23 protein-coding genes and 1 pseudogene are annotated in these 21,423 nt (G+C 71.6%); 13 read left to right on the top strand and 11 right to left on the bottom strand.

Annotated features, from left to right (window positions below):
* Positions 1-99: 99 nt before the first annotated feature.
* Positions 100-1,329 (top strand): PucR family transcriptional regulator, encoded by a 1,230-nt coding sequence (locus OG485_RS34110; RefSeq protein ID WP_328672426.1) that lies wholly within the window; start codon positions 100-102, stop codon positions 1,327-1,329.
* A gap of 19 nt (positions 1,330-1,348) precedes the next feature.
* Here OG485_RS34110 and OG485_RS34105 read toward each other — a convergent pair whose 3' ends face one another.
* Positions 1,349-2,467, bottom strand: coding sequence for a glycerate kinase (locus OG485_RS34105; protein ID WP_328674759.1), 1,119 nt, complete (start codon positions 2,465-2,467; stop codon positions 1,349-1,351).
* Between the two features lie 277 nt (positions 2,468-2,744).
* Here OG485_RS34105 and OG485_RS34100 point away from each other — a divergent pair, with 277 nt between their 5' ends.
* On the top strand, positions 2,745-3,809 hold the full coding sequence (locus OG485_RS34100) for an ADP-ribosylglycohydrolase family protein (protein WP_328672425.1): 1,065 nt from the start codon (positions 2,745-2,747) through the stop codon (positions 3,807-3,809).
* 66 nt (positions 3,810-3,875) lie between these two features.
* Positions 3,876-4,367, top strand: coding sequence for an NUDIX hydrolase (locus OG485_RS34095; protein ID WP_328672424.1), 492 nt, complete (start codon positions 3,876-3,878; stop codon positions 4,365-4,367).
* A 36-nt stretch (positions 4,368-4,403) separates the two neighbouring features.
* Here OG485_RS34095 and OG485_RS34090 read toward each other — a convergent pair whose 3' ends face one another.
* Complete coding sequence (locus tag OG485_RS34090; protein ID WP_328672423.1) at positions 4,404-4,679, bottom strand: SHOCT domain-containing protein; 276 nt, start codon at positions 4,677-4,679, stop codon at positions 4,404-4,406.
* 253 nt (positions 4,680-4,932) lie between these two features.
* Between OG485_RS34090 and OG485_RS34085 the strand changes: the two genes are divergently transcribed.
* Entirely contained in the window at positions 4,933-5,361 is a 429-nt protein-coding gene (locus OG485_RS34085) for a DUF7144 family membrane protein (protein ID WP_328672422.1), read from the top strand.
* A gap of 93 nt (positions 5,362-5,454) precedes the next feature.
* Here the strand turns inward: OG485_RS34085 and OG485_RS34080 are convergent, their stop codons facing one another.
* Both OG485_RS34080 and OG485_RS34075 read right to left on the bottom strand, forming a co-directional pair.
* Positions 5,455-5,874: a DUF6325 family protein gene (locus OG485_RS34080; protein ID WP_328674758.1), complete on the bottom strand. Its 420-nt coding sequence runs from the start codon at positions 5,872-5,874 to the stop codon at positions 5,455-5,457.
* Between the two features lie 161 nt (positions 5,875-6,035).
* Complete coding sequence (locus tag OG485_RS34075) at positions 6,036-6,680, bottom strand: GAP family protein (protein ID WP_328674757.1); 645 nt, start codon at positions 6,678-6,680, stop codon at positions 6,036-6,038.
* A 486-nt stretch (positions 6,681-7,166) separates the two neighbouring features.
* On the opposite strand from OG485_RS34075, the gene OG485_RS34070 reads away from it, so the two are divergent.
* Entirely contained in the window at positions 7,167-8,585 is a 1,419-nt protein-coding gene (locus OG485_RS34070) for a DUF2252 domain-containing protein (RefSeq protein WP_328672421.1), read from the top strand.
* Between the two features lie 22 nt (positions 8,586-8,607).
* On the top strand, positions 8,608-10,425 hold the full coding sequence (locus OG485_RS34065) for a glycoside hydrolase family 15 protein (protein WP_328672420.1): 1,818 nt from the start codon (positions 8,608-8,610) through the stop codon (positions 10,423-10,425).
* Here the strand turns inward: OG485_RS34065 and OG485_RS34060 are convergent.
* A complete protein-coding gene (locus OG485_RS34060; protein ID WP_328672419.1) occupies positions 10,376-11,680 on the bottom strand; it encodes a chloride channel protein in 1,305 nt (434 codons plus the stop codon). The two genes, OG485_RS34065 and OG485_RS34060, sit on opposite strands and share 50 nt — an antisense overlap.
* A 286-nt stretch (positions 11,681-11,966) precedes the next feature.
* On the bottom strand, positions 11,967-12,386 hold the full coding sequence (locus OG485_RS34055) for an arsenate reductase ArsC (protein ID WP_328672418.1): 420 nt from the start codon (positions 12,384-12,386) through the stop codon (positions 11,967-11,969).
* A 107-nt stretch (positions 12,387-12,493) separates the two neighbouring features.
* Between OG485_RS34055 and OG485_RS34050 the strand changes: the two genes are divergently transcribed.
* Positions 12,494-12,808, top strand: coding sequence for an ArsR/SmtB family transcription factor (locus tag OG485_RS34050; RefSeq protein ID WP_328672417.1), 315 nt, complete (start codon positions 12,494-12,496; stop codon positions 12,806-12,808).
* Between the two features lie 41 nt (positions 12,809-12,849).
* Positions 12,850-13,671 (top strand): MIP/aquaporin family protein, encoded by an 822-nt coding sequence (locus OG485_RS34045; protein ID WP_328672416.1) that lies wholly within the window; start codon positions 12,850-12,852, stop codon positions 13,669-13,671.
* Positions 13,672-13,734: 63 nt separating this feature from the next.
* Here OG485_RS34045 and OG485_RS34040 read toward each other — a convergent pair whose 3' ends face one another.
* Positions 13,735-14,109 carry an ArsR/SmtB family transcription factor gene (locus OG485_RS34040; protein ID WP_328672415.1) on the bottom strand — a complete coding sequence of 125 codons (375 nt, stop codon included), beginning with the start codon at positions 14,107-14,109 and terminating at the stop codon, positions 13,735-13,737.
* Between the two features lie 170 nt (positions 14,110-14,279).
* Here OG485_RS34040 and OG485_RS34035 point away from each other — a divergent pair, with 170 nt between their 5' ends.
* Together OG485_RS34035 and OG485_RS34030 are read left to right on the top strand one after the other, a co-directional pair.
* Entirely contained in the window at positions 14,280-15,653 is a 1,374-nt protein-coding gene (locus OG485_RS34035) for an NAD(P)-binding domain-containing protein (RefSeq protein ID WP_328672414.1), read from the top strand.
* A gap of 36 nt (positions 15,654-15,689) precedes the next feature.
* Entirely contained in the window at positions 15,690-16,151 is a 462-nt protein-coding gene (locus tag OG485_RS34030; RefSeq protein WP_328672413.1) for an ArsI/CadI family heavy metal resistance metalloenzyme, read from the top strand.
* A gap of 55 nt (positions 16,152-16,206) precedes the next feature.
* Here the strand turns inward: OG485_RS34030 and OG485_RS34025 are convergent, their stop codons facing one another.
* Positions 16,207-16,491 carry a hypothetical protein gene (locus tag OG485_RS34025; RefSeq protein ID WP_328672412.1) on the bottom strand — a complete coding sequence of 95 codons (285 nt, stop codon included), beginning with the start codon at positions 16,489-16,491 and terminating at the stop codon, positions 16,207-16,209.
* Between the two features lie 518 nt (positions 16,492-17,009).
* On the opposite strand from OG485_RS34025, the gene OG485_RS34020 reads away from it, so the two are divergent.
* Together OG485_RS34020 and OG485_RS34015 are read left to right on the top strand one after the other, a co-directional pair.
* Positions 17,010-17,279, top strand: coding sequence for a hypothetical protein (locus OG485_RS34020; protein WP_328672411.1), 270 nt, complete (start codon positions 17,010-17,012; stop codon positions 17,277-17,279).
* A 224-nt stretch (positions 17,280-17,503) separates the two neighbouring features.
* Complete coding sequence (locus OG485_RS34015; protein WP_328672410.1) at positions 17,504-18,238, top strand: SIR2 family NAD-dependent protein deacylase; 735 nt, start codon at positions 17,504-17,506, stop codon at positions 18,236-18,238.
* Between the two features lie 52 nt (positions 18,239-18,290).
* On the opposite strand, the gene OG485_RS34010 is transcribed toward OG485_RS34015, so the two are convergent.
* The gene (locus tag OG485_RS34010) at positions 18,291-18,926 is read right to left on the bottom strand and encodes a TMEM175 family protein (RefSeq protein WP_328672409.1); all 636 of its coding nucleotides are present in this window, start codon (positions 18,924-18,926) and stop codon (positions 18,291-18,293) included.
* A 159-nt stretch (positions 18,927-19,085) separates the two neighbouring features.
* Between OG485_RS34010 and OG485_RS34005 the strand changes: the two genes are divergently transcribed.
* Entirely contained in the window at positions 19,086-20,528 is a 1,443-nt protein-coding gene (locus OG485_RS34005) for an alpha/beta hydrolase family protein (protein ID WP_328672408.1), read from the top strand.
* Between the two features lie 52 nt (positions 20,529-20,580).
* Here OG485_RS34005 and OG485_RS34000 read toward each other — a convergent pair.
* Both OG485_RS34000 and OG485_RS33995 read right to left on the bottom strand, forming a co-directional pair.
* A pseudogene (locus tag OG485_RS34000) lies at positions 20,581-20,739 on the bottom strand (cytochrome P450); the annotation flags it as partial.
* Between the two features lie 7 nt (positions 20,740-20,746).
* A complete protein-coding gene (locus OG485_RS33995) occupies positions 20,747-21,379 on the bottom strand; it encodes a hypothetical protein (RefSeq protein WP_328672407.1) in 633 nt (210 codons plus the stop codon).
* Positions 21,380-21,423 lie beyond the last annotated feature (44 nt).

The following is a 21,423-nucleotide window of genomic DNA, read 5'->3' as shown; positions in this document are numbered from 1 at the left end:
CGGCGGGAGCCCACCGGTGGCGCCCGCCCGTTGTGCACGCGCACAACACCGCGTGTCAGGGGCCTGTGCGACCCCGTGTCCCGGTGGCATCCTCCGGCCATGGGAGGGCGCAGACCGCGGACCGGTCATGACTGGAAGCTGCTCGCGGAGTCGTGTACGGCTCTGCTGGAACGGCTGCCCGAGCTCGTCGACGAGCACGTCAGGCAGCTCACCGAGTACTCCCCCGTCTACGGACAGGTGCTGCCGTACGACCAGCAGTGGCGGGAGGCGGAGACCGCGATGCGCATCGGCATCAAGGCGATCTCCGCACCGCGGGACTCACCACGCCGCGATCTGGAGCACGCCGAGGAGGCGGGACGGCGGCGGGCCCACCAGGGGCTGCCGCTCGAACTCCTGGTGCACGCCTACCGTGCCGCGGGCTATCTGGTGTGGGACGCGCTGGTGGAGAGCGCGGCGAGCCGGGAGCCCGAGCGGCTCGCGGTGCTCATGCGGTGCGCCACGATGGTGTGGTCGGCCGTGGACGCGCAGGCCACGACCGCGTCGGAGTCCTACCTCGCCACGGAACGGGAGCTGCGGCGGCGCACCGACGAGCAACTCCAGGCTCTGCTCGACGCGCTGCTTGAGGGCCAGGAGGCGCCGGGGCTCGCGGCGCGGGCGGCGGCCGGGCTCGATCTGCCCGAGCACGGACCGTATGCCGTCGTCGTGCTGCGGACGGAGCGCCACGACGGACGGGACGTCTGCGTCCGGCCGATGGTGGGCGCGGGACTGCGGTTCATCTGGCGGATGCGGGCCGACTGCGAGATCGCGGTGGTGGCGCTGGACGCCGGACAGGGCCTGGACGGGGTGGCCCGGCTGCTGGACGGACGGCGCTCGGGTCCGGGCGGCATCAGTCCCGTCGTCTCGGGTCTGGGCGAGCTGGGGCGGGCCCGGCGGTGGGCCGAACTGGCGCTGCGCACCTGTCCGCCGGACGCGACCGGTGTCGTACGCCTGGATCAGCGGATGCCGACGGCGCTCGTCGTGAGCCAGCCGGAGCTGGCGGCCCGGCTGGTGTCCGACGTGTTCGGCACGCTGCTCGAACTCGAACCCGGGGACCGGGCCGTGCTGATCGAGACGCTGGACATGTGGCTGGCCTGCGAGGGTTCCGCGGGACGCGCGGCCGGACGTCTGTACTGCCACCGCAACACCGTGTTCAACCGCCTGCGCCGGCTGGAACAGCTCACCTCACGCTCACTGGCCCGCCCGCGCGACCTGATCGAGATGACCCTGGCCCTGGACGCCTACCGGCTGGCGGGCACCACGCCGGTCACGGGGGCGGGGCCGGGACGGTGAGACGACAGCCTCCTGGCCCTCAGAGCAGGAAGTCCCGTCCGATGTTCTCCGCCACCCGCTCCAGGATCGGGCCCGCGTCGGAGAGGCACTTCGCGATGTCGGGCTCGGCCTCGGTGAGGGGGTAGGCCCGCCGGATGCCGGCCCGGCCGAGCGCCTCGGGCCGGAGCGCGAGGCGGCCGCAGACCGCGACGACCTCCTTGCCCCCTGCCCGTGCGGCCGCCGCGACCCCGGCGGGCGCCTTGCCGTGCAGGGTCTGTTCGTCCAGCGACCCCTCACCGGTGATCACCAGCGTGGCGCGCTCCAGCGCGGGCGCGAAGCCGAGCACGTCGAGCATCACCTCGATGCCGGGCCGGAAGCGTGCGCCCAGGACCAGGGCCCCGTATCCGACTCCGCCCGCGGCACCGGCGCCGGGCGCGGTGGCGTACCCGGCGGCGTTCGGTCCGATCTCCTTCTCCAGGACGCCGGCGAAATGGGCGAGGGCGCTGTCCAGCACCGCCACGTCGTCGGGACCGGCGCCCTTCTGGGGGCCGTAGACGGCGGGCGCGCCCGTCGGGCCGGTCAGCGGGTTGTCCACGTCGCTGGCCAGGACGAGGTCGACCGCCGCGAGCCGGTCGTCGAGGCCGGACAGATCGGCGCTCTCCACATCGCCCAGCGCGGCGCCGCCGGGAGCCACCGGCTCACCCTCCGCGTCGAGGAAACGCGCGCCGAGCGCGGAGAGCATGCCCGCCCCGCCGTCCGTCGTCGCGCTGCCGCCCACGCCGAAGACGACGGTGTCGGCACCGGCGTCCAGCGCGGCCCGCAACAGTTCCCCGGTGCCGTACGTCGAGGACGAGAGCGGCGCGAAGACGCCCTTGGGCAGCCGCTGGAGCCCGCTCGCCTCGGCCATCTCCACGACCGCCGTCCGCCCGCGCAGCGCGAACGCGGCCGTCACCTCGTGGCCCAGCGGTCCGGCGACGCGCACCTCGCGGCGCTCGAATCCGGCCGCGACCGCCGCGTCGACGGTGCCGTCGCCGCCGTCGGCCACGGGCAGCGACTCGATCTCGGCGTGCGGCGCGACCCGGCGCAGTCCCGCGGTCACCCGCTCCGCGACCTGTACGGCCGTCAAAGATCCCTTGAACTTGTCCGCCGCGATGAGCACACGCGGGGTCCGATCCACAGCTGCGTCCGCCACCTTGCATTCCCCTTGCTTCCGGGCCTTGCACACGTCAAGGCAGTCGCGCCGCTGCGACCTTAGCCGGAGCGGACCCCCGCCGTCATGCCCCTGCCCAGTCCCCGGGACCGGCCCTGGACCGGCCCGGGACCGGCGGCCGTCGATCCGTCCGGCACGGACGTCTGCGGGCCCGGCGGCTCCCGGAGCACCCGGTTCCCTGCCCTCCCGACGAGCACGCCCGCCCGGAATTGGGTAGACCGGAGCCATGACCCCTGTGGGCACCGACTTCGCCGACCGCGTCCTCGGGGGCTGGCTCGGCCGGATCGCGGGCAACATGCTCGGCAAGCCGGTCGAGCAGGGCGACCACTGGACGCGGGACCGGATCGACCGCTATCTGCGGCAGGCCGCCGCCCTGCCCCTGACCGACTATCTCCCCGGGCCCGCCGACGACGACGGGGGCGAGTTCGAGCTGCGGCCCGAATGGCGCGACTGTGTGCGCGGCCGCATCCACGGCAGCTGCCGTGACGACGACGTGGACTACGCGATCCTCGGACTCGACCTGCTGGAGACGCACGGCTTCTCGTTCAGCACCGAGCAGGTCGGTGACCTGTGGCTGACGCGGCTTCCGTATCTCCAGACGTTCACGGCGGAGCGCGCCGCCTACCGCAACCTCGCCAAGGGTCTGAAACCGCCGGTGACGGCGACGTACGAGAACCCGTACCAGGAATGGATCGGGGCGCTGATCCGCGCGGACGTCTACGGCTGGACGTCGCCGGGGCAGCCGCAGCGCGCCGCCTCCCTGGCCCGCCGTGACGCCGTCCTGTCCCACACGGGCAACGGCGTGTACGGCGCGATGTGGGCGGCGGCGCTGATCTCCGCGGCCTTCACCGCCCCCTCCGTCCGGGACGCGCTGGACACGGCGCTCACCGTGATCCCCGCGAGCAGCCGCCTGTCCCGCACCGTGCGCCGGGTGCTCGCGCTCCACGAGACCCGGATGACCTGGGAGGACACGCTCACCGCCGTGTCCGAGGAGACAGCGGGGATGGGCTGGATCCACACGGTCCCGAACGCGGCGGTGCTGACCGCGGGGCTGCTGTACGGCGACGGGGACTTCACCCGCACCATCACGCTGACGGTCCGCGGCGGCCTGGACACCGACTCGAACGGCGCGACCGCGGGCTCCGTCGCGGGCGTCCTGTGCGGTGCGGAGGCGATCCCCCCGCAGTGGAAGGACCCGCTGGAGGACACCGTCCGCAGCGCGGTGTTCGGCTTCGACGGGGTACGGATCAGCGAGCTCGCGTCACGCACGGTCGCGCTGGCCGAAGCCTGAGCCCCGGGCCGCCGCCCGCCGCCCGCCGCCCGCGAACGTACGGGTGTTCTCGCTACCCTTCGTGGGGTGACCACTCCGGACTTCGCCGCGTATATCGCCGGCCTGCCCCGTGTCCTCGTCGGGGCCGCCGCCCTCCTCCGCGACGCCGAGGGGCGGGTACTGATCGTCGAACCGAACTACCGCGAGGGCTGGACCCTGCCCGGCGGAACGGTGGAATCGGACGCCGGCGAGAGCCCGCGGCGGGGTGCGCGCCGCGAGACGGCCGAGGAGATCGGCCTCGACGTGGAGCTCGGACGGCTGCTGGCGGTCGACTGGGTCCTGGGGCCGGAGCGCCCGCCGATCGTGGCCTATCTGTACGACGGCGGGGTGCTCGGCGAGCGGGAACTCAAGGCGATCCGGCTCCAGGAGGAGGAGCTGCTGTCCTGGCGGCTGGTGCACCGCGAGGAAGTGACCGCTCACCTGTCGGGCGCCTCGGGCCGTCGCGTCCTCGCCGCGCTCGACGTCCTGGCGGAGGGTTCGGGCACGGCGGAACTGGAGAACGGCCACCGGGTGGGCTGACAGCGAGTCCGCCCACCACCCGGCGAAGGACGCTGGTCAGCCGAGGATGCGGGCCTTCTGTGTCTCGAACTCGGCTTCGGTGAGCACGCCCTGGGCCTTGAGGTCCCCGAGTTGCTTGAGCTGATCGATCTTGCTGGTCATCTCGTCGGCCGGCGCGGGGGGCGGAGGCGGAGGCGGCTGCTCCTGGTACTGCTGCTGGGCTTCCTGCTGTGCCCATCGTCCCTGCTGACGACGGGACACACGGCCCGAGACGGCGGTGGCCGTACCGGCCACCACGGCGGTGCGGGCGACCCCGCGGAGGAGACCTGGCACGGTGGTTTCCTTTCCGACACGAGACATACGGAACGAGCCCGATAGGGGTTCGATCCCCTGAGTGCGCCGAATTCGTCCCGGCGCGTCGGGCAGAACCATTGGAGCACCGAACGGATTCCCCCGCACCTCGATCGCTCCCTCATCGGGCGCGATTTCCGACGATCTGCCGGTCCGTCATTCCCATGGCAAGCTGAAATGTGGGCCACCGGCCGTCGCCCGGTCAGTGGTGAGATCTACGCAGGAGGAGCTCGCTATGGCTACGACGGGTATGCACCGGCAGGGAACCGCCGGCAGTTCGGGGGCGTGGGTGTCCGGCTGGATGGCCTTCGCCGGAGTCATGATGATCTTCGGAGGGGCGATGGCGATATTCCAGGGCATCGCCGCCATCGCCCAGGACGACGTGTTCGTCACCACCCGCAACTACGTCTACACCTTCAACCTGACGAGCTGGGGATGGATCCATCTCACCCTGGGCGTCCTGGTCGTCCTCGCCGGCGTCGCCGTGTTCCGCGGCATGCTGTGGGCCCGGATCGTCGGCATCACCCTGGCGGGGCTGTCCATGGTCGCCAACTTCATGTGGCTGCCGTACTCCCCGGTGTGGGCCAGCGTCCTGATCGCCATCGACGCCTTCGTCATCTGGGCACTGTGCGTCGGATCGGACCGGGACGCCCGTACCGCGTAGCCGCCCGCGATCTCCCCGGAGTCTCCGGCCGGCAGCGGCCCCGCACCTCACTCGGTGCGGGGCCGCTGCCGGTCTCGTGCGTGTGCCGGCTGTCTATCCGGCGTCCGTCTCCTCCAGCGCGGCCAGCACGGCCGGCACCGGGATGCGCCCGGAGGCGACCATCTGGGCGCCGCCGCGTCGCAGCGCGGTGGCGAAGGGCGCCGCCCACACGTTCTCGTAGACGAGGATTCCGGCGGCGTTGCCGGGCTCCAGCGCCTTCCCGGCCTCCTCGATGTCGTCCTCGCCCAGCAGACCGGAGGACACGCCCTCGAACACGGCGAGGTCGAGGGCTCCGTCGCCGTCGAAGTCGGCGATCTCCATTCCGGCCACGGATCCGTCGGCGTCCTTTCTCACGAACAAAAGGTCGAGAATCCGAATGAGGCCGCGATCCACCAGATCGACCAGGATCGGAAGTCCCTCACCCGTCATTCGGTTACCGGGAAACTCCACGACGATATAGTCGATCGGTCCCATCTCGACGAATTCATCTTCGCTCACGGCTTCACCCCTGCACGGTCATGGTTTTCCCCTGCCCCTGGTCCATGCCATTGCAGCACCGGACGGAAGCCGCCGCATTTCGGTACGACGTCTTCTCCGGCCGCCGGGAACGGTGCCGTTCGGGCCGTTCGGGTGGTTCACGCGGTCAGCTGGTAGACGCTCTTGCCGACCAGCCACAGCCCCAGGAAGAGGAACAGCGACACCAGCGCCTTGTCCTGGTGCCGCTCCATCCAGGCGCGCAGCTTCCCGAGCCGGACATGGGCCGTTCGCGGGGCGAACGTCGCGTAGAGCTCCATCGTCAGAAGGCTGGAAGTGGCCAGCAGGACGTAGCCCATCAGGGCCGCGTACGACGCGGCGTGACCGAGCTCGGCGTCCACGACGGTGGCGGCGCCGGCCGCGACCATCCCCCACGGCTGGAGCAGCAGCGCGAGCCCGGCCGCCGCCCAGGAGGAGATCTGTTCGGTCCGGGACATGAAGCCGGAGGACTTCGGCCGCTTGCCGATGTTGCGCCGGGTGCGTTCCGCGTAGAGGACGAGTCCGACACCGATGGCCAGCTTGGCGGCCAGCGCCGCCGTGGACGGCGCGGATCTCGGGGGCGGCGGCTCGCCGCCGGTCATGGCCAGCACGGCGGCGATGATGGCGACGAAGGAGGCCAGCCAGGTCAGGATGAAGGCGAGGCCTTTCCAGATCCCCTTGCGCGACGACAGCACCAGCACGAATCCCGTGACCGGCAGCGGGTCCAGGGCGATCGCCAGACCGATGAGCAGCAGGTCAAGGACCATGGCCGACCCCGCGTGGTCTCGCGTGACCCGGAGCCGCGGCAGCGCGCATGCCCTCATGGTCACCTCCCCCGCGCACGTCCACAAATCCGGTGCCCCGCCCGCCACGACGAAGTCCGGCACCCTCCCCGTACGCCCGACGGCACCCTCCCCGTGCGGCGGGGCGGCGCAGTGGCTCTGTGCCCGGCCCGCGCGGCACCCCGTCGCGGCCCTCCGGCCCGGGCTCGCCCGATCGGCCCAACTCGCCGGACACATGGCCCGGAGCTACCTTGGTGACCGGACCGGGCCCCTCCCCACCACGACCCGTAGGCCGGCGACCACCCGTACGCCGCCGAAGCCAGTGGTCGGCGAGCCGCGCGTCGCCGGCCCTCCGCACTTCCTCGACCAGAGCCTTCCTCCCGGGCATCGGCGCGGTGCATCCCCCGCCGAACCGCCACCGCCCGCACCGGCGCCGCGCGTGTCGGTGTACCACCTCGCGGAGCGTCTGCGATGACCCCCAAGCACCCGGCCGGCAGCCATCCCCCGCACCACACCCCGGCGGAGCGCGCCGCGCTCGGCAAGGCCGCCCGGTCCGCCGTGCCGCGCTCCAGCCACTCCGACTTCACCCCGGCGCCGAAGCGGCCCGACCCGGTGGACATCGTGGAGGCGCAGTCCGCGACCCGGGTGCCCGAACTCGTACCGATCCGCTACGGCAGGATGACCGAGTCGCCGTTCCGTTTCTACCGCGGGGCCGCCGCCATCATGGCCGCGGACCTCGCCGGCACGCCCCGGTCCGGGATCAGGGCACAACTGTGCGGTGACGCGCATCTGTTGAACTTCCGGCTGCTGGCCTCCCCGGAGCGCCGCATGATGTTCGACATCAACGACTTCGACGAGACCCTGCCCGGCCCCTGGGAATGGGACGTCAAGCGGCTGTCCGCCAGCTTCGTCATCGCGGGCCGGGCGAACGGCTTCAGCGGCAAGGAGCGTGCCGACATCGTCCGTACGACGGTGCGGTCGTACCGCGAGTGGATGAGACGCTTCGCCGGGCTCGGCAATCTCCCCGTGTGGTACACGCATTTCGACGAGGACTGGGTACGGACCCATATCGCCGGGGAGCTGAGCGCGCGGAGCCGCGACCGCTGGAAGAGGACGACCGACAAGGCGCGCAGCCGGGACAGCCTCCAGGCGTTCAACAAACTCACGCACATGGTCGACGGCCAGGCCCTGATCGCCGCGGACCCGCCGCTCGTCGTGCCGCTGCAGGATCTGCTTCCCGACATGGAACGCGGCGCCCTGGAGAAGCAGCTCCGCGGACTGATCGGGCGCTACGGCCGGAGTCTGAACTCGGACCGGCGGTTCCTGCTGGATCAGTACCGGTTCGCCGACGTGGCCCGCAAGGTGGTCGGGGTCGGCAGCGTGGGCACCCGGTGCTGGATCATCCTCCTGCTCGGCCGGGACGGCTCGGATCCGCTGCTGCTCCAGGCCAAGGAGGCGGGCGAGTCGGTGCTGGCGCCCTACGCCGGCGCGAGCGAGTACCGGACCCAGGGCGAGCGGGTGGTGGCCGGCCAGCGGCTCATGCAGGCCACCAGTGACATCTTTCTGGGCTGGGAGCGGGCCGACGGCATCGACGGCCGCCGACGGGACTTCTACGTACGGCAGTTGAGGGACTGGAAGGGGATCGCCGAACCCGAGCTCATGGTGCCGTCCGGTATGCGCGCCTTCGGCGAGCTGTGCGGTGCCACGCTGGCCCGCGCGCACGCGAGGTCGGGCGACCGGATCGCCATCGCCTCCTATCTGGGCGGGGGCGACGTCTTCGACCGGGCGCTCGTCCCGTTCGCCGAGCGCTACGCCGACCAGAACGAGAAGGACCACCAAACACTCGTCGACGCCGTCAGCTCGGGCCGCGTCAAGGCCGAAGCGGCCTGACGAGCCTGACGAGGAGGCCAGCATGGATCGCTATCCGCCCATCGCCGACCACGGTCTGATCGGGGACCTGCAGACCGCGGCCCTGGTGTCGTCCCAGGGCGTGGTCAACTGGTTCCCGGCACCACGCTTCGACTCCCCCAGTGTCTTCGCCTCGCTGCTGGACCACGACGGCGGCGGCTACTTCCGCCTCGCGCCGGACCACCCCGAGGGAACCTGGCGGCAGCTCTACTACCCGGACACGGCCCTCGTGGTGACCCGTTTCATGTCCCCGGACGGCGTGGGCGAGATCATCGACTACATGCCGGTCCTGCCGGGCCCGACCCCGACCGACCGGCACAGTCTGGTGCGCGTCGTCCGCTCGGTGCGCGGCACCGTGCACTTCGCTCTGGAGTGCCGGCCGCGGTTCGACTACGCGCGGGCCACCCACGAACTCGACCTGACCCCCGGCACGGCGACGTTCCGGTCCCCGGGCGCGACCGCCTACCTCCAGGGCAACATCCCGTTCGAGCGCGACGGGCAGGACGTCCGGGGCGGCATCACCCTCGACAACGGCGAGCAGGCGGCCGTGGTGTTCACGATGTGCGGGCCCGACGGCGAGGCGCCGCCGCCGCCCACGATCGACGGGGTCACCGAGGACCTGTGGAACAACGTCGACTTCTGGCAGAAGTGGGTGCGCACCTCGAACTACCGGGGCCGCTGGACGGAGATGGTGCACCGCTCCGCCATCACCCTCAAGCTCCTCACCTACGCCCCGACAGGCGCGCCGGTCGCCGCCGCCACCATGGGGCTGCCCGAGCAGGTCGGCGGTGAGCGCAACTGGGACTACCGGTACACGTGGGTGCGGGACGGCTCGCTGTCGGTGCGGGCGCTGCTCGACCTCGGCTTCGAAGAGGAGGCGCACCAGTTCACCCGCTGGATCGGCGACCGCCTGGAGGCGCGCGAAGGACCGGACGACGAAGTCCTCCAGATCATGTACCGGGTCGACGGCGACCCGCATCTGACGGAGGAGATCCTGGAGCACTTCGAGGGCTACCGCGGCTCGTCCCCGGTACGCGTCGGCAACGCGGCCTCCGACCAGTTGCAGCTCGACATCTACGGCGAGGCCCTCTACGCCCTGGCCGAGGGCCGCTCGGTCGGTGAGCGGGCCGGATACCACGGCTGGAAGGGGCTGGCCGGCATCCTCGACTGGCTCGCGGGCTCCTGGGACCGGCCCGACGAGGGCATCTGGGAGACCCGCGGCGGGCGCAAGGACTTCACCTACAGCCGGGTGATGTGCTGGGCCGCCTTCGACCGGGGCCTGAAGCTGGCCGCCGAGTTCAGCAGACCGGCCGACACCGTCCGCTGGACCGCGGCCCGGGACGCGATCTTCGAACAGGTGATGGCGCGCGGCTGGAGCGACAAGCAGCAGGCGATCGTCCAGCACTACGACGGCGACGTCCTGGACGCCTCCCTGCTGCTGGCGCCCCGCGTCGGCTTCGTCTCCCCGCAGAGCCCCGGCTGGCTGAGCACCCTGGACGCCATGGACCGCGTCCTCGTCTCCGACAGCCTCGTCTACCGCTACGACCCCGAGGCCTCGCCCGACGGACTGCGCGGCTCCGAAGGGACGTTCAGCCTCTGCACGTTCCTGTACGTCGACGCGCTCGCCCGGGCGGGACGGCTTCCCCAGGCCCGCTACACGTTCGAGAAGATGCAGACGTACGCCAACCATGTCGGTCTGTTCGCCGAGGAGATCGGCCCCAGCGGGGAGCAGCTGGGCAACTTCCCGCAGGCCTTCACCCATCTGTCCCTCATCATGGCCGCGACGACGCTGGACGAGGCGCTCGACCGGCTGCGGCCCTGAACGGCGGGATGTCCGGGCCCTGCGGAAGCAGTTCCACGGTCACGAAGGACACCACGGCGGCGAGCACGACCACCGGGACCGTTCCCGAGTTGCCCACGAGAAGCACGACCAGAACCACGGAGCTGACCGGCAGCCTGAGCGCGGCGGCGGAAGCGGCGGCCATGCCCGCCGCCATGGCCGGCACGACACCGAAGCCCGGGAGCGGTGCCAGCAGGGCGCCCGTCGCGCCGCCGAGGAACAGCGAGGGGAACACGGGACCGCCCCTCAGGCTGCCCAGGCACAGTGCGTACGCGATGGACTTGAGCAGTACCACGGCCACCAGGCTGCCGGCCGACCACGCGTGCGGGTGGGCGGCGAGCTGGGCGAGGGCGGTCTGGCCGGACAGGGCCACCTCGGCGGGCGAGCGCCCGGTGACGGCCGCGTAGAGCGCCGCGCAGCCGCCCGCGCCGAGCGCGCACAGCACCGTGGTCCGCAGCGTGTGCGCGGACACCGAGCGGGCCGCGTACCGGCCGCCCACGATGATCCAGTGGACGCCGACCCCGATGACCAGCGCCATGAGCACCGACCAGACCACGTCCCCGATGTCGAGGGTCGCGGGCGCGGGCAGTCCGATCTCGAGGCTGCCGGTCTGCAGGCCGGTCCAGTCGCCGAAACCGGTGAAGACGATGGCGCCGACGCCGCTGGAGAGCAGCGCGGGCAGCATCACCACGAACAGTTGCGGCCCGCCCACGCCGGCGACCTCCATCAGCAGCACGGCGGCGACCAAGGGGCTGCCGAAGATCGCCGAGATGGCCGCGGCGGCGCCCGCGGCACCGAGCAGCGCCGTGCTCGCCGGGGTCGCGGGGACCCGTACGAGATCCCGGAAGAGCAGGGCCAGACCTCCGCCGAGGGCGATCAGCGGCGACTCCGGGCCGAGTACGGCTCCCAGCGGAAGGCCGGTCAGGGCGGCGAGCGCGACGCCCGGCAGAGCGGAGGCCGCCACCCCGCCGGCGTGCAGGCCCGAGGCCGGAATGTGTCCGCCCCGGCCCGGAAGCCACGCCACGATCAGGCCCACCAGCACCCCTGCCAGGAGCATCGGGGGAAGCGGCCACCACCACGGCGGTTGCGACCACCCGAGATCGTGCGGCCACTGCTCCCACATCAGATGTTCCAGTTCGTGGAGGAGCACCAGGAACCAGAACGCGGCCAGCGAGACCGGGACACCGATCAGGGCGCAGAACACCAGTGCCCGCCGGTAGGCGGGCTGGGCCAGCATGTTTCTCAGCTGCTCGGCCTCCGTGGGCTGCTTGCCCGGCGTGGCCTCGGCCCCGGCGGACCGCTCACCGGGAGCGGGTCCGCTCTCCTCGGACTTCGGCTCGGTGATGGGTCTTCTCCTACGTCCGCTCGGAACACCGCCGTGGGACGGCCGTGGGACGCTGCCGTCGGGGCGCGAGCGTACCCACGGGATCCGCCGTTCCCGCGCCGCCCGCGCGCCCGGCCCCGAAATCCCTCCGGGTGGACGCGCGATCCGCACCCTGGTGGCCCGACGCGGGCCGCGGACGTCACGCCTGCTGCGTCGCGTCGATCTCGGCGATCAGTGCCTCGATACGGGTCCTGATCTCGTCGCGGATGGGGCGGACGGACTCGACGCCCTTGCCGGCCGGGTCTTCGAGGGCCCAGTCGAGGTACTTCTTGCCGGGGAAGACCGGGCAGGCGTCGCCGCAGCCCATGGTGATGACGTAGTCGGACGCCTGGACGGCCTCGGTGGTGAGGATCTTCGGCTCGGCGTCGGCGATGTCGACGCCGACTTCCTTCATGGCCTCGACGGCGGCGGGGTTGACCCGGTCGCCCGGGATCGATCCGGCGGAGCGGACCTCGATCCGGTCGCCCGCGAGGTGGTTCAGGAATCCGGCGGCCATCTGCGAGCGCCCGGCGTTGTGGACACAGACGAAGAGCACGGAGGCGAGCGGGTTGGAGGACATCGTTCTTCCTTCACAAGAAGGCGCGGGTCCCCGCCTGCGCGGGGATACAGGACCCAGGAATCATTCCACGCTGGTATCAGGCTGGAGTGATGTGACAGTATCAGCCCATGATGACGTCGGTCGACATTGATCTGATGCGGGTTCTGGCCGACCCGCTCCGGCTCCGGATCGTCACCCTGCTCGCCGGGGAAACGCTCTGCAGCACGCACCTGATCGAGGAGACGGGAGCCAGTCAGACCAACCTCTCCAACCATCTGAAGGTGCTGCGCGAGGCCGGTGTCGTCGACACGGAGCCGTGCGGCCGGTTCACCTACTACCGGCTCAGGCCCGATGTCATCGCCTCCCTCGCGGGCCAGTTCGCCGGCCTGGCGGAGGCCGCGCGCGCCACCGTCGAGAACAACGTCAAGCGGTCCTGCCCCTGACTCCCGCCCACGCGGGGATCCGTATGCAACGAGGAGTCCTGTTGACCGCCACCGAGGCCACCGAGCGCGACGGCGCCGCGGCATCCGCCCCAACCCCCTCCGCTGCCGCCGCCCCTTCCGCTGCCGCCCCGGAGCCCGCCCCGGGCGCCACTCCACCCCAGGCGCCCCCGCTGATCGCCAAGGCGGCGGCCGAGCTGGTCGGCACCGCGGCCCTGGTCGCGATCGTGGTCGGCTCCGGTATCCAGGCCACCGAACTGACCAGGGACGTCGGCCTGCAACTGCTCGCCAACTCCACCGCCACCGTCTTCGGCCTCGGGGTCCTGATCCTTCTGCTGGGTCCGGTGTCCGGCGCGCACTTCAACCCGGCCGTCACCCTGGCCGAGTGGTGGACCGCCCGTCGCGGCGGCGCCGGAGTCCCTCTGCGTGATGCGGCCGCCTACATCCCCGCCCAGATCGTCGGCGCGATCGCGGGCGCCGTCCTGGCCGACGCCATGTTCGGCGAACCGCTGGTCAAGTGGTCCACGCACGATCGCTCGGCGGGGCATCTGCTGCTGGGCGAGGTCGTCGCGACAGCCGGACTGATCCTGCTGATCTTCGGGCTGGCCCGCACCGACCGGCTGCGCTTCGCCCCCGTCGCGGTCGCCTCGTACATCGGCGCCGCCTACTGGTTCACGTCGTCGACGTCCTTCGCCAACCCGGCGGTGACGATCGGCCGCGCCTTCACCGACACCTTCGCGGGCATCGCGCCCGGCTCGGTTCCGGGGTTCATCGGCATGCAGCTGATCGGCGCCGTGGTGGGGCTGGCGCTGGTGGCGCTCATCTTCACGCCCGGCCGGAACAAGGCCGAGCAGCCCGCCGGATGAGGGTCGCACCCGACTCGACGGCCAGGCCGGGCGCGGTGACGCTCCCCGTCTCCCCGGCCACGGTCAGGCCGCGGCCGGGGCGATGACCAGCAGCCGGCCCATCGAGGCGAGCACGGACGACTCGACCCGGTAGTACACCCAGGTGCCGCGCCGCTCCGAGGTGAGCAGCCCGGCCTCCTTGAGCTTCTTCAGATGGTGGGAGACGGTCGGCTGGGAGACGCCGACGTCGGAGATGTCGCACACGCAGGCCTCGCCGCCCTCGCGCGAGGCCACGGCGGAGAAGAGCCGCAGCCGCACCGGGTCACCGAGGGCCTTGAACATCCGCGCGGCCGTCTCCGCCTCCTCGGCGGTGAACGGCCGCTCGGTGAGCGGTGGGCAGCACGCTTCCACGGCTCGGTCGGCGGGCTCCAGCAGCGGCAACGCCTTCATGTTCGACATGCATCTATGTTGACATACGTCGAACCAGCCTGACGAGAGCCGGAACGGCCACTCGAAGGCCCCCACCATGCGGGTGGATTAGATGACTGTCTATGTTGACGTTTATCGAATCAGGTGCCACGCTGGCCGAGCAAGCCATCGACGGATGTCGAACTACCGAGGAGTCGAGCGTGAACGCGCCAGTCACCACCGAGCTGCCCGTCGTCGTGATCGGAGCCGGCCCCGCCGGACTCGCCGCCGCTGCCCACCTGGTCGACCGTGGTCTCACCCCGCTGGTGCTGGAAGCGGGGTCTGTCGCCGGTGCGGCCGTGCGTGAGTGGGCGCACGTCCGGCTGTTCTCCACCTGGGGAGAGGTCACCGATCCGGCCGCCGAGAAGCTGCTCGCCCCGACGGGATGGGCGAAGCTGGACTCGGCCACGTATCCGTCGGGCGGAGACTGGGCCGAGCAGTACCTCCAGCCGCTCGCCGACGCCCTCGGTGAGCGGGTGCGCTTCGGCGCCACCGTCACCGGCGTGTCCCGTTCGGGCCGGGACCGGATCGTGGACGCCGACCGCGAGGCCCAGCCGTTCGTCGTCCACGTCACCCACGCCGACGGCCGCGAGGAGCGGCTGTTCGCCCGCGCGGTGATCGACGCCTCCGGCACCTGGACCACCCCTGGCCCGGCCGGCGGCAGCGGCCTCCCCGCCCTCGGCGAAAAGGCCGCGTCCGACCGGATCACCTACCGCGTGCCCGACCTCAAGGACCCGGCCGTCCGCGCCCGGTACGCGGGCAGGCGCACCGCGGTCATCGGCTCCGGCGCCTCCGCCTTCACCGCACTCGCCCACCTCGCCGGCCTCGCCAGGTCCGACGACGGCACCGGCACCAAGGGCGTCTGGATCCTGCGCCGCGGCATCTCCGGTTCCACCTTCGGCGGCGGCACCGCCGACCAGCTCCCCGCCCGCGGCGCCCTGGGCCTCGCGGCCAAGGCCGCCGTCGACGAGGGTCACGCCGACGCGGTCACCGGCTTCCGCACCGACGCCGTCGAGCGCGCCACCGACGGCCGCCTGGTCCTCGTCGGCGAGGACGGCCGCCGCCTCGACCCGGTCGACGAGGTCATCGTCCTCACCGGCTTCCGCCCCGACCTGTCCTTCCTGTCCGAGCTCCGCCTCGGCCTCGACGAGCGCCTCCAGGCACCCACCGAACTGGCCCCGCTCATCGACCCCAACCAGCACTCCTGCGGCACCGTCTACCCGCACGGCGTCAACGAGCTGTCCCACCCGGAGAAGGACGTCTACCTCGTCGGCATGAAGTCCTACGGCCGCGCCCCCACGTTCCTGGCGATGACCGGCTACGAGCAGGTCCGCTCCATCGCCGCAGCGATCGCGGGCGACCAGGAGGCCGCCGAGCGGGTCGAGCTGACCCTGCCGGAGACCGGGGTCTGCGGCGGCGCCGGCCTGTTCGACGCCCCCGCCGCCGCGCAGGACAGCGACACCGAAGGCTGCTGCGCGACCCCGGCCACGCTCCGGATCGGCATCGGCGCCCCGGCCTCCTCCGGCGGCTGCTGACCCACCACCCCGCCCATCACCAGCAGGAGGCTCACCATGTCCCGCGTCCAGCTCGCCCTCCGCGTCCCCGACCTCGCCGCGTCCATCGCCTTCTACACCAGGCTCTTCGGCACCGAGCCCGCCAAACTCCGCGACGGCTACGCCAACTTCGCCATCGACCAGCCCCCGCTCAAGCTCGTCCTCGTCGAAGGTCCCGCGGGAGAGGACACGCGCCTGGACCACCTCGGCGTCGAGGTCGAGACGACCGAGGCCGTACACACGGCCACCGCCCGGCTGGCCGAGGCCGGGCTGGCCACCGTCGAGGAGAACGACACCACCTGCTGCTACGCCCTCCAGGACAAGGTCTGGGTCCACGGCCCGGGAGAGGAACCCTGGGAGGTCTACGTCGTGAAGGCCGACGCCGGCTCCCTGGCCAAGCAGCAGGGCAGCACCTGCTGCACAGCCCCGAGCGAGGACGCGCCGGACGAGTCGACCGCCTCATCGGCAAGGTGCTGCTGACGGTCGGCAACCAGCGAGACGGTCCGGGTGGTACGTGCGGACGCGGGAGGCCGTCTCACCCTGAAGCCACTACCTCGCCGGCCATGACCTGGGGAGGATTGGGGAGCAGTGACGCAAGGTTGTCCCGTACGAAGTCCGCGGCCCTCGCGATCGATTCCTCGGCACCGGCCTGGTCCTGGAAGACGCTGGTCGAGACCATCACTCCGCCCCCGGCATCGATCCAGTAGTAGGCGACGAAGCCGGAGACCTGGCGCATGAGCGCCACGAACCCCTCGTTCACGAGACGTGCCGCCTCGGCCGAATCGGTGACCCCTTCGTACCGCCGGACTGCTGCGTACATCGCCAAGCTCCTCACGGCGTTCCGGGTTCGTCCTCTGCCGAGACGTCTTACCCCTGCGCCGGCCTGCCTGTCTCATGAGGCGTCCGGCAATCACCTGAAGGGCCGCCTCGGGTGATCCGAACGGCGGCTGCCCGCAGCACGGAAGAGGCCGTGAACGCGGCTTGACGCCCCATGTCAGAACAGCCATTCCATCGCGGCAGGGCTCTTGCCGGCGCACGCCGGACTCGATCCGGTAGTCGGGCATGTGCGTGACCACGACGCTGCGGACGTCTGCGACGCGGTCGCGGCTGCGACTGGTCATTCACCGACCCTGCCCATCGACCGCATGAGGCCGGCGGTGTTCATCGGGTGGCCGCGGACGGGCCCGTTCGCATGCGCTACGGCTTTCGGGTGCTCTTGCTGCGCGATCATGAGACTCGGCGCGCCAATGCCCGTTTCGGCATATTCCGAACTAATCTCCCGGAATTGTAAAAGTCGATCTTCCCCAGATCGCACCCACTCACTCCATCGGAGATGACATGCGCAAGCTTCGCAACGTTGCCGTCCTGATCGCCGCGATCGGCAGCATCGGACTCGTGGGCGGCACGGCCCACGCCGGTGGCCACGGCGACGGGTTCACCGTCAAGCAGCACGCCTCCTGCAAGTCGCACGACCTGAACCTGGACGTCCTCGGCCAGGTCGGCGTGGCCAACGGCCTGGGCGGCAACCTGCTGGGCGGCGAGGGCAACCCTGGTGCCCAGGTCACCGACATCGGCTCCACCACGGACTGCAGCAACAGCGCCTTCTGAAGTTCTGGCCGACGCGGAATCACTGGCCGTTAAATGGTCCCGGCCCCGGGCATCAAGCCCGGGGCCGGGACCACTTGCGTGCGCCGGCAGGGCTCCGAGGTGAGCTTGTTCCGCTTCGCAAGCGGCGGACAGTGGACGCGGATGTGGATCCGAGCGCAGCGGCAGAACCAGCCGCGCCCAATATCCGGTCGCTCCGGGCAGGCGAGCCCCGTACCTTCATGTCCGTGAACAGGCCACTCGTCGCCATCCTCAGCGGGGCAGGCATCTCCACCGACTCCGGGATCCCGGACTACCGCGGCCCCAACGGGCTCTGGCGGAAGGATCCCGAGGCCGAGAAGCTCGTCACGTACGAGTACTACATGGGCGATCCCGGGATCAGGCGCCGGGCGTGGCTGATGCGGCGGGAGAGCGGTGCGCTGCGGGCCGAGCCCAACACCGCGCACCGGGCCGTCGCCGAGCTGGAGCGTTCCGGGGTGCCTGTGCGGGTCATCACACAGAACGTCGACGGACTGCACCAGCTCGCCGGGATGCCCGCCCGCAAGGTGCTCGAACTGCACGGCACCGCACGGAGTTTCGTGTGCACCGGATGCCACGCACGCGGGCCCATGGACGACGCCCTCGCCCGGGTCGACGCCGGTGAGGACGATCCGGCCTGTCTCAAGTGCGGCGGGATCCTCAAGCCGGCGACCGTCATGTTCGGTGAACGACTCGACCCCGTCGTCCTCGGCCAGGCCGCCGCCATCGCCAAGGCCTGCCAGGTGTTCATCGCCGTCGGCAGCAGCCTCCAGGTCCAGCCGGCAGCGGGCCTCGCGGGCGTCGCCGCCGACCACGGGGCCCGGCTCGTCATCGTCAACGCCGAGCCGACCCCGTACGACGAACTCGCCGACGAGGTGATCCGCGAACCGATCGGCACCGCCCTGCCGGAACTGCTGCGCCGGCTGCACGCGGCGAACCGATAGCCACGAATGCCTTGTCCGGCTGCAATGCGGCAAGGTCGGCTGGTCCGGCTCATCATTGGCCGGCCGCGCGCAGGCGCTTGCCCCGCTTCCCCGTCGCGGCCTTGAGGGGGATCAGCACCACCCACCACAACTTCGCGCCCGTCGGGGACACGAAGGCGAGCGGCACCGCGATGGCGAAGACCGCCACCGTCGACGCCAGTTCGGCCACATCGTTGCGGGCGACGGAGTCGGGCAGTGCCTCGCTGCTGAGCCACGGGCGTTTCCACAACACGACAGCCAGCGCGAGTTGTGCGGCTCCCACGGCCGCGACGGCGCCGGAGTAGGCGGCCACCGACTGCGGCCGGTCCCCGTACCCGGCCAGCAGGGTGGTGGGGAACGGCATCAGGGCGACCAGCCCCAGGCTCAGCAGCCCGAACCGGATGACCGTCCCGTCGACTTCCCGTGTGAACCGGAACATCTGGTGGTGGCCCCGCCAGAACGCCGCGATGACCAGAAAGCTGATGGCGTACGCGAACAGGTTGGGCATCACATCCCCCAGCGCACGCTCGAACCCGGCGGGGTCCAGCCCGGCAGGCAGCGTGATGTCCAGCGCCAGCAGCGTCATCGCAATCGCGAAAACGCCGTCCGACAGCGCCAGGAGTCGCGCCGCGCTCCCCTCGTCGTCCCTCGCTCGCTGATGGCGGTCCACAGCCCCCACCCTAGGATCAAGCATCTGGAAATGCCCGGATTGCCCCTTCTTCTCGGTCGCTGCACGGGAAGCCGTTCCGGCGCTCCCAGGGGTCCGTTCGAAGTACCGTCGGGAGCGGCGGGCCGGCCGGTGGCAAAGCCTGCTCCTACGTTCGATCTCATGACGAACGCGTACACAGACCATGCGCAGACGCTCACCCGACGGGGCGCGCTCGCCGGGCTCGCGGCAGGGGCGGGGACAGTCGCGCTGTCCGCGGCGTCAGCGGCCTCGGCGTCAGCCGCCTCGGCGAGCTCGGCACCGGCGTTCGCGACGGAGCGTGACGCCCGCCCTTCGGCCCCGGCTCCCGCACCCGACGCGTCGCCGACGCCCGGTGCCATGCAATTGTTCACGGACCCGGGGCTCAATTTCAACGCGCTGCTCGCGCTCGGGGGCGCCGGGTTCGGCGCGGCCGAGGTCGGGGAGGTGCTGACCGCCGTCAACGCCATCAACGCCGCCGGGGCGAGCGAGCAGACCTATACCGCGGAGTTCCGCCGCTGGGGCGACCGGCTGGCGACCACCGCCTCGCCTCACAAGCAGACCCACCGCGCTCACTCGCTGCGCGCCGCCCAGTACTACGGGCAGGCGCTGTTCTTCGTGCTCGGCTCGGAGACCCCGGGTGACGAGAAGAAGCTCTATCTGGCGGGGCGCCGGTCCTGGGACACCTTCGCACGGCTGTGCACGCCGGCGGCGATCACCGACCAGGTCCCGTACCGGGGCAGGATCTCGATTCCTGTCTGGTTCTTCCGCCCCGACGACTCGGGAAGGCCCCGGCCGACCGTCATCCTCACGAACGGGAGCGACGGCCCGAACGTCGACATGTGGACCTACGGGGTCTCCGCCGCGCTCGCCCGCGGCTGGAACGCGCTCGTCTACGACGGCCCGGGCCAGGGCCAGTTGCTCTTCGTCGACCAACTCGTCTTCAGCCCACGCTGGGAGCAGGTGGTCTCGCCGCTCGTGGACTGGCTGGAGCGCCGCAGGGACGTCGACGCCCGCCGGATCGCGCTGACCGGCCTCTCCATGGGCGGTGACCTCGCACCACGCACCGCGGCCTTCGAGCACCGGATCGCCGCTCTGGCCGCGCTGCCGGGCTGCCTCGCCCCGTGGCTGGGCTTCCCGGCGGAGCTTCGGGACATCGTGACGCCGGACAAGGCGGAGACCAACCGTATCTGGAACGAGGAGGTCGCCCCCGAACTGACGCCGTCCGAGCAGTTCGTCCTCAAGAAGCGGATCGAGCCCTTCTCGATCCCGGCGATGCTCGCCGCCCGGCAGGGCCGGCTCTTCACCGACTTCTGGACACCGGCCCAGCGGATCATGGCACTCGACATCACCCGGATCGTGGGCCGCATCAAGTGCCCCACACTGGTCCTCGACTACGACGACGAGATCTTCTACCCGGGCCAGCCACGCGAGTTCTTCGAACTGCTGCGCACCCGCAAGGAGTTCCGGCTGATGCGGGCGGCCGCAGGCGCCCAACTGCACTGCTCGCCGATGGCGCCGCAACAGCACTGCGAGGTGGTCTTCGACTGGCTGGAGGACACCCTGGGTCGGGGCGACCGCGGTTAGTCGGCATCAGGCCGGGCCTCCCCGGTACGACCCGCGACCGGCCGGACAGGTCCTAGGGGCGGATTCCGTCGCAGGTGAGGTGCAGGCGCCGCGGGCCGCGCAGTACGGCGTTCTGCCGGTACGGGGGCGGGTCCTCCAGCAGTCGTGGGTTCTCCAGCCTCCTGGCCAGCTCCGCCAGGGCGAACTGCGTCTCCAGCCGGGCGAGCGGGGCGGCCCGGTCAGGCCGGGGCGGCGGGCCGCGCCGCGGCGGGAGGGCGGCCTCGCAGGATGTTCAGGCTGAGGAGCAGCGCCCAGGCCGGGAAGACCAGCTCGGACCAGGGCACGCCCGTTCCCGCCACGAGCAGCGTCAGGCCCGCCAGATAGCCGACGACGACGAGCGGGCGCGGGAGGACGCCGAGCCGGCGGCCGATGGTCGAGGTCGCGATGACGAACACCGCGGCCATCCGCATGGCGTACGTGGTCAGCAGGGCGTAGGCGAAGTGGCTGCCGAAGGAAGGGCTCTGCCCGCTTTCGCCGAGCACGGTCCCGGCGGCCGCGGCGGCGGCGAACAGGGTGGCGACGAAGACCACGCCGCTGCCCAGGAACACGGTGGCGACGAACCGGTCCTCGGCCCGGCCGGCCTGCTCGCGCAGAGCGCCCATGAACCACAGGAACGCGATCCCGGCGAACGGCACCAGTTCCAGCGCCGTCCGGACGCCACCGCGCTGTCCTGCGTCGAGGGTCACCTTGTCCCCGCCGTCGGGCAGGGCGACGCGCACCAGCACGATCGCCGCGGCCATCAGGATCGCGAACGCCACCCCGGCCACCCCGGCGGCCCGGGCTGTCGCGAGGCTCTTGTACTTCCGCTCCATGGTCTCCCGCTCTCCGGCTGCTCTCCCTTCGTACAGACACCAGT

Origin of the sequence: Streptomyces sp. NBC_00328 (assembly GCF_036139655.1) — a bacterium.
Classification (GTDB): domain Bacteria; phylum Actinomycetota; class Actinomycetes; order Streptomycetales; family Streptomycetaceae; genus Streptomyces.
The sequence above is the reverse complement of the archived record's forward strand: the minus strand, read 5'-3'. Positions and strand labels throughout refer to the sequence as shown.

Excerpts from the sequence above, each read along its gene's own strand:
- OG485_RS34110 (WP_328672426.1), top strand. The coding sequence starts at position 100 with ATGGGAGGGCGCAGACCGCGGACCGGTCATGACTGGAAGCTGCTCGCG.
- OG485_RS34100 (WP_328672425.1), top strand. The coding sequence starts at position 2,745 with ATGACCCCTGTGGGCACCGACTTCGCCGACCGCGTCCTCGGGGGCTGG.
- OG485_RS34085 (WP_328672422.1), top strand. The coding sequence starts at position 4,933 with ATGGCTACGACGGGTATGCACCGGCAGGGAACCGCCGGCAGTTCGGGG.
- OG485_RS34080 (WP_328674758.1), bottom strand. The coding sequence starts at position 5,874 with ATGGGACCGATCGACTATATCGTCGTGGAGTTTCCCGGTAACCGAATG.
- OG485_RS34075 (WP_328674757.1), bottom strand. The coding sequence starts at position 6,680 with ATGGTCCTTGACCTGCTGCTCATCGGTCTGGCGATCGCCCTGGACCCG.
- OG485_RS34070 (WP_328672421.1), top strand. The coding sequence starts at position 7,167 with ATGACCCCCAAGCACCCGGCCGGCAGCCATCCCCCGCACCACACCCCG.
- OG485_RS34065 (WP_328672420.1), top strand. The coding sequence starts at position 8,608 with ATGGATCGCTATCCGCCCATCGCCGACCACGGTCTGATCGGGGACCTG.
- OG485_RS34060 (WP_328672419.1), bottom strand. The coding sequence starts at position 11,680 with ATGCTGGCCCAGCCCGCCTACCGGCGGGCACTGGTGTTCTGCGCCCTG.
- OG485_RS34055 (WP_328672418.1), bottom strand. The coding sequence starts at position 12,386 with ATGTCCTCCAACCCGCTCGCCTCCGTGCTCTTCGTCTGTGTCCACAAC.
- OG485_RS34050 (WP_328672417.1), top strand. The coding sequence starts at position 12,494 with ATGATGACGTCGGTCGACATTGATCTGATGCGGGTTCTGGCCGACCCG.
- OG485_RS34040 (WP_328672415.1), bottom strand. The coding sequence starts at position 14,109 with ATGTCGAACATGAAGGCGTTGCCGCTGCTGGAGCCCGCCGACCGAGCC.
- OG485_RS34030 (WP_328672413.1), top strand. The coding sequence starts at position 15,690 with ATGTCCCGCGTCCAGCTCGCCCTCCGCGTCCCCGACCTCGCCGCGTCC.
- OG485_RS34025 (WP_328672412.1), bottom strand. The coding sequence starts at position 16,491 with ATGTACGCAGCAGTCCGGCGGTACGAAGGGGTCACCGATTCGGCCGAG.
- OG485_RS34020 (WP_328672411.1), top strand. The coding sequence starts at position 17,010 with ATGCGCAAGCTTCGCAACGTTGCCGTCCTGATCGCCGCGATCGGCAGC.
- OG485_RS34005 (WP_328672408.1), top strand. The coding sequence starts at position 19,086 with ATGACGAACGCGTACACAGACCATGCGCAGACGCTCACCCGACGGGGC.
- OG485_RS33995 (WP_328672407.1), bottom strand. The coding sequence starts at position 21,379 with ATGGAGCGGAAGTACAAGAGCCTCGCGACAGCCCGGGCCGCCGGGGTG.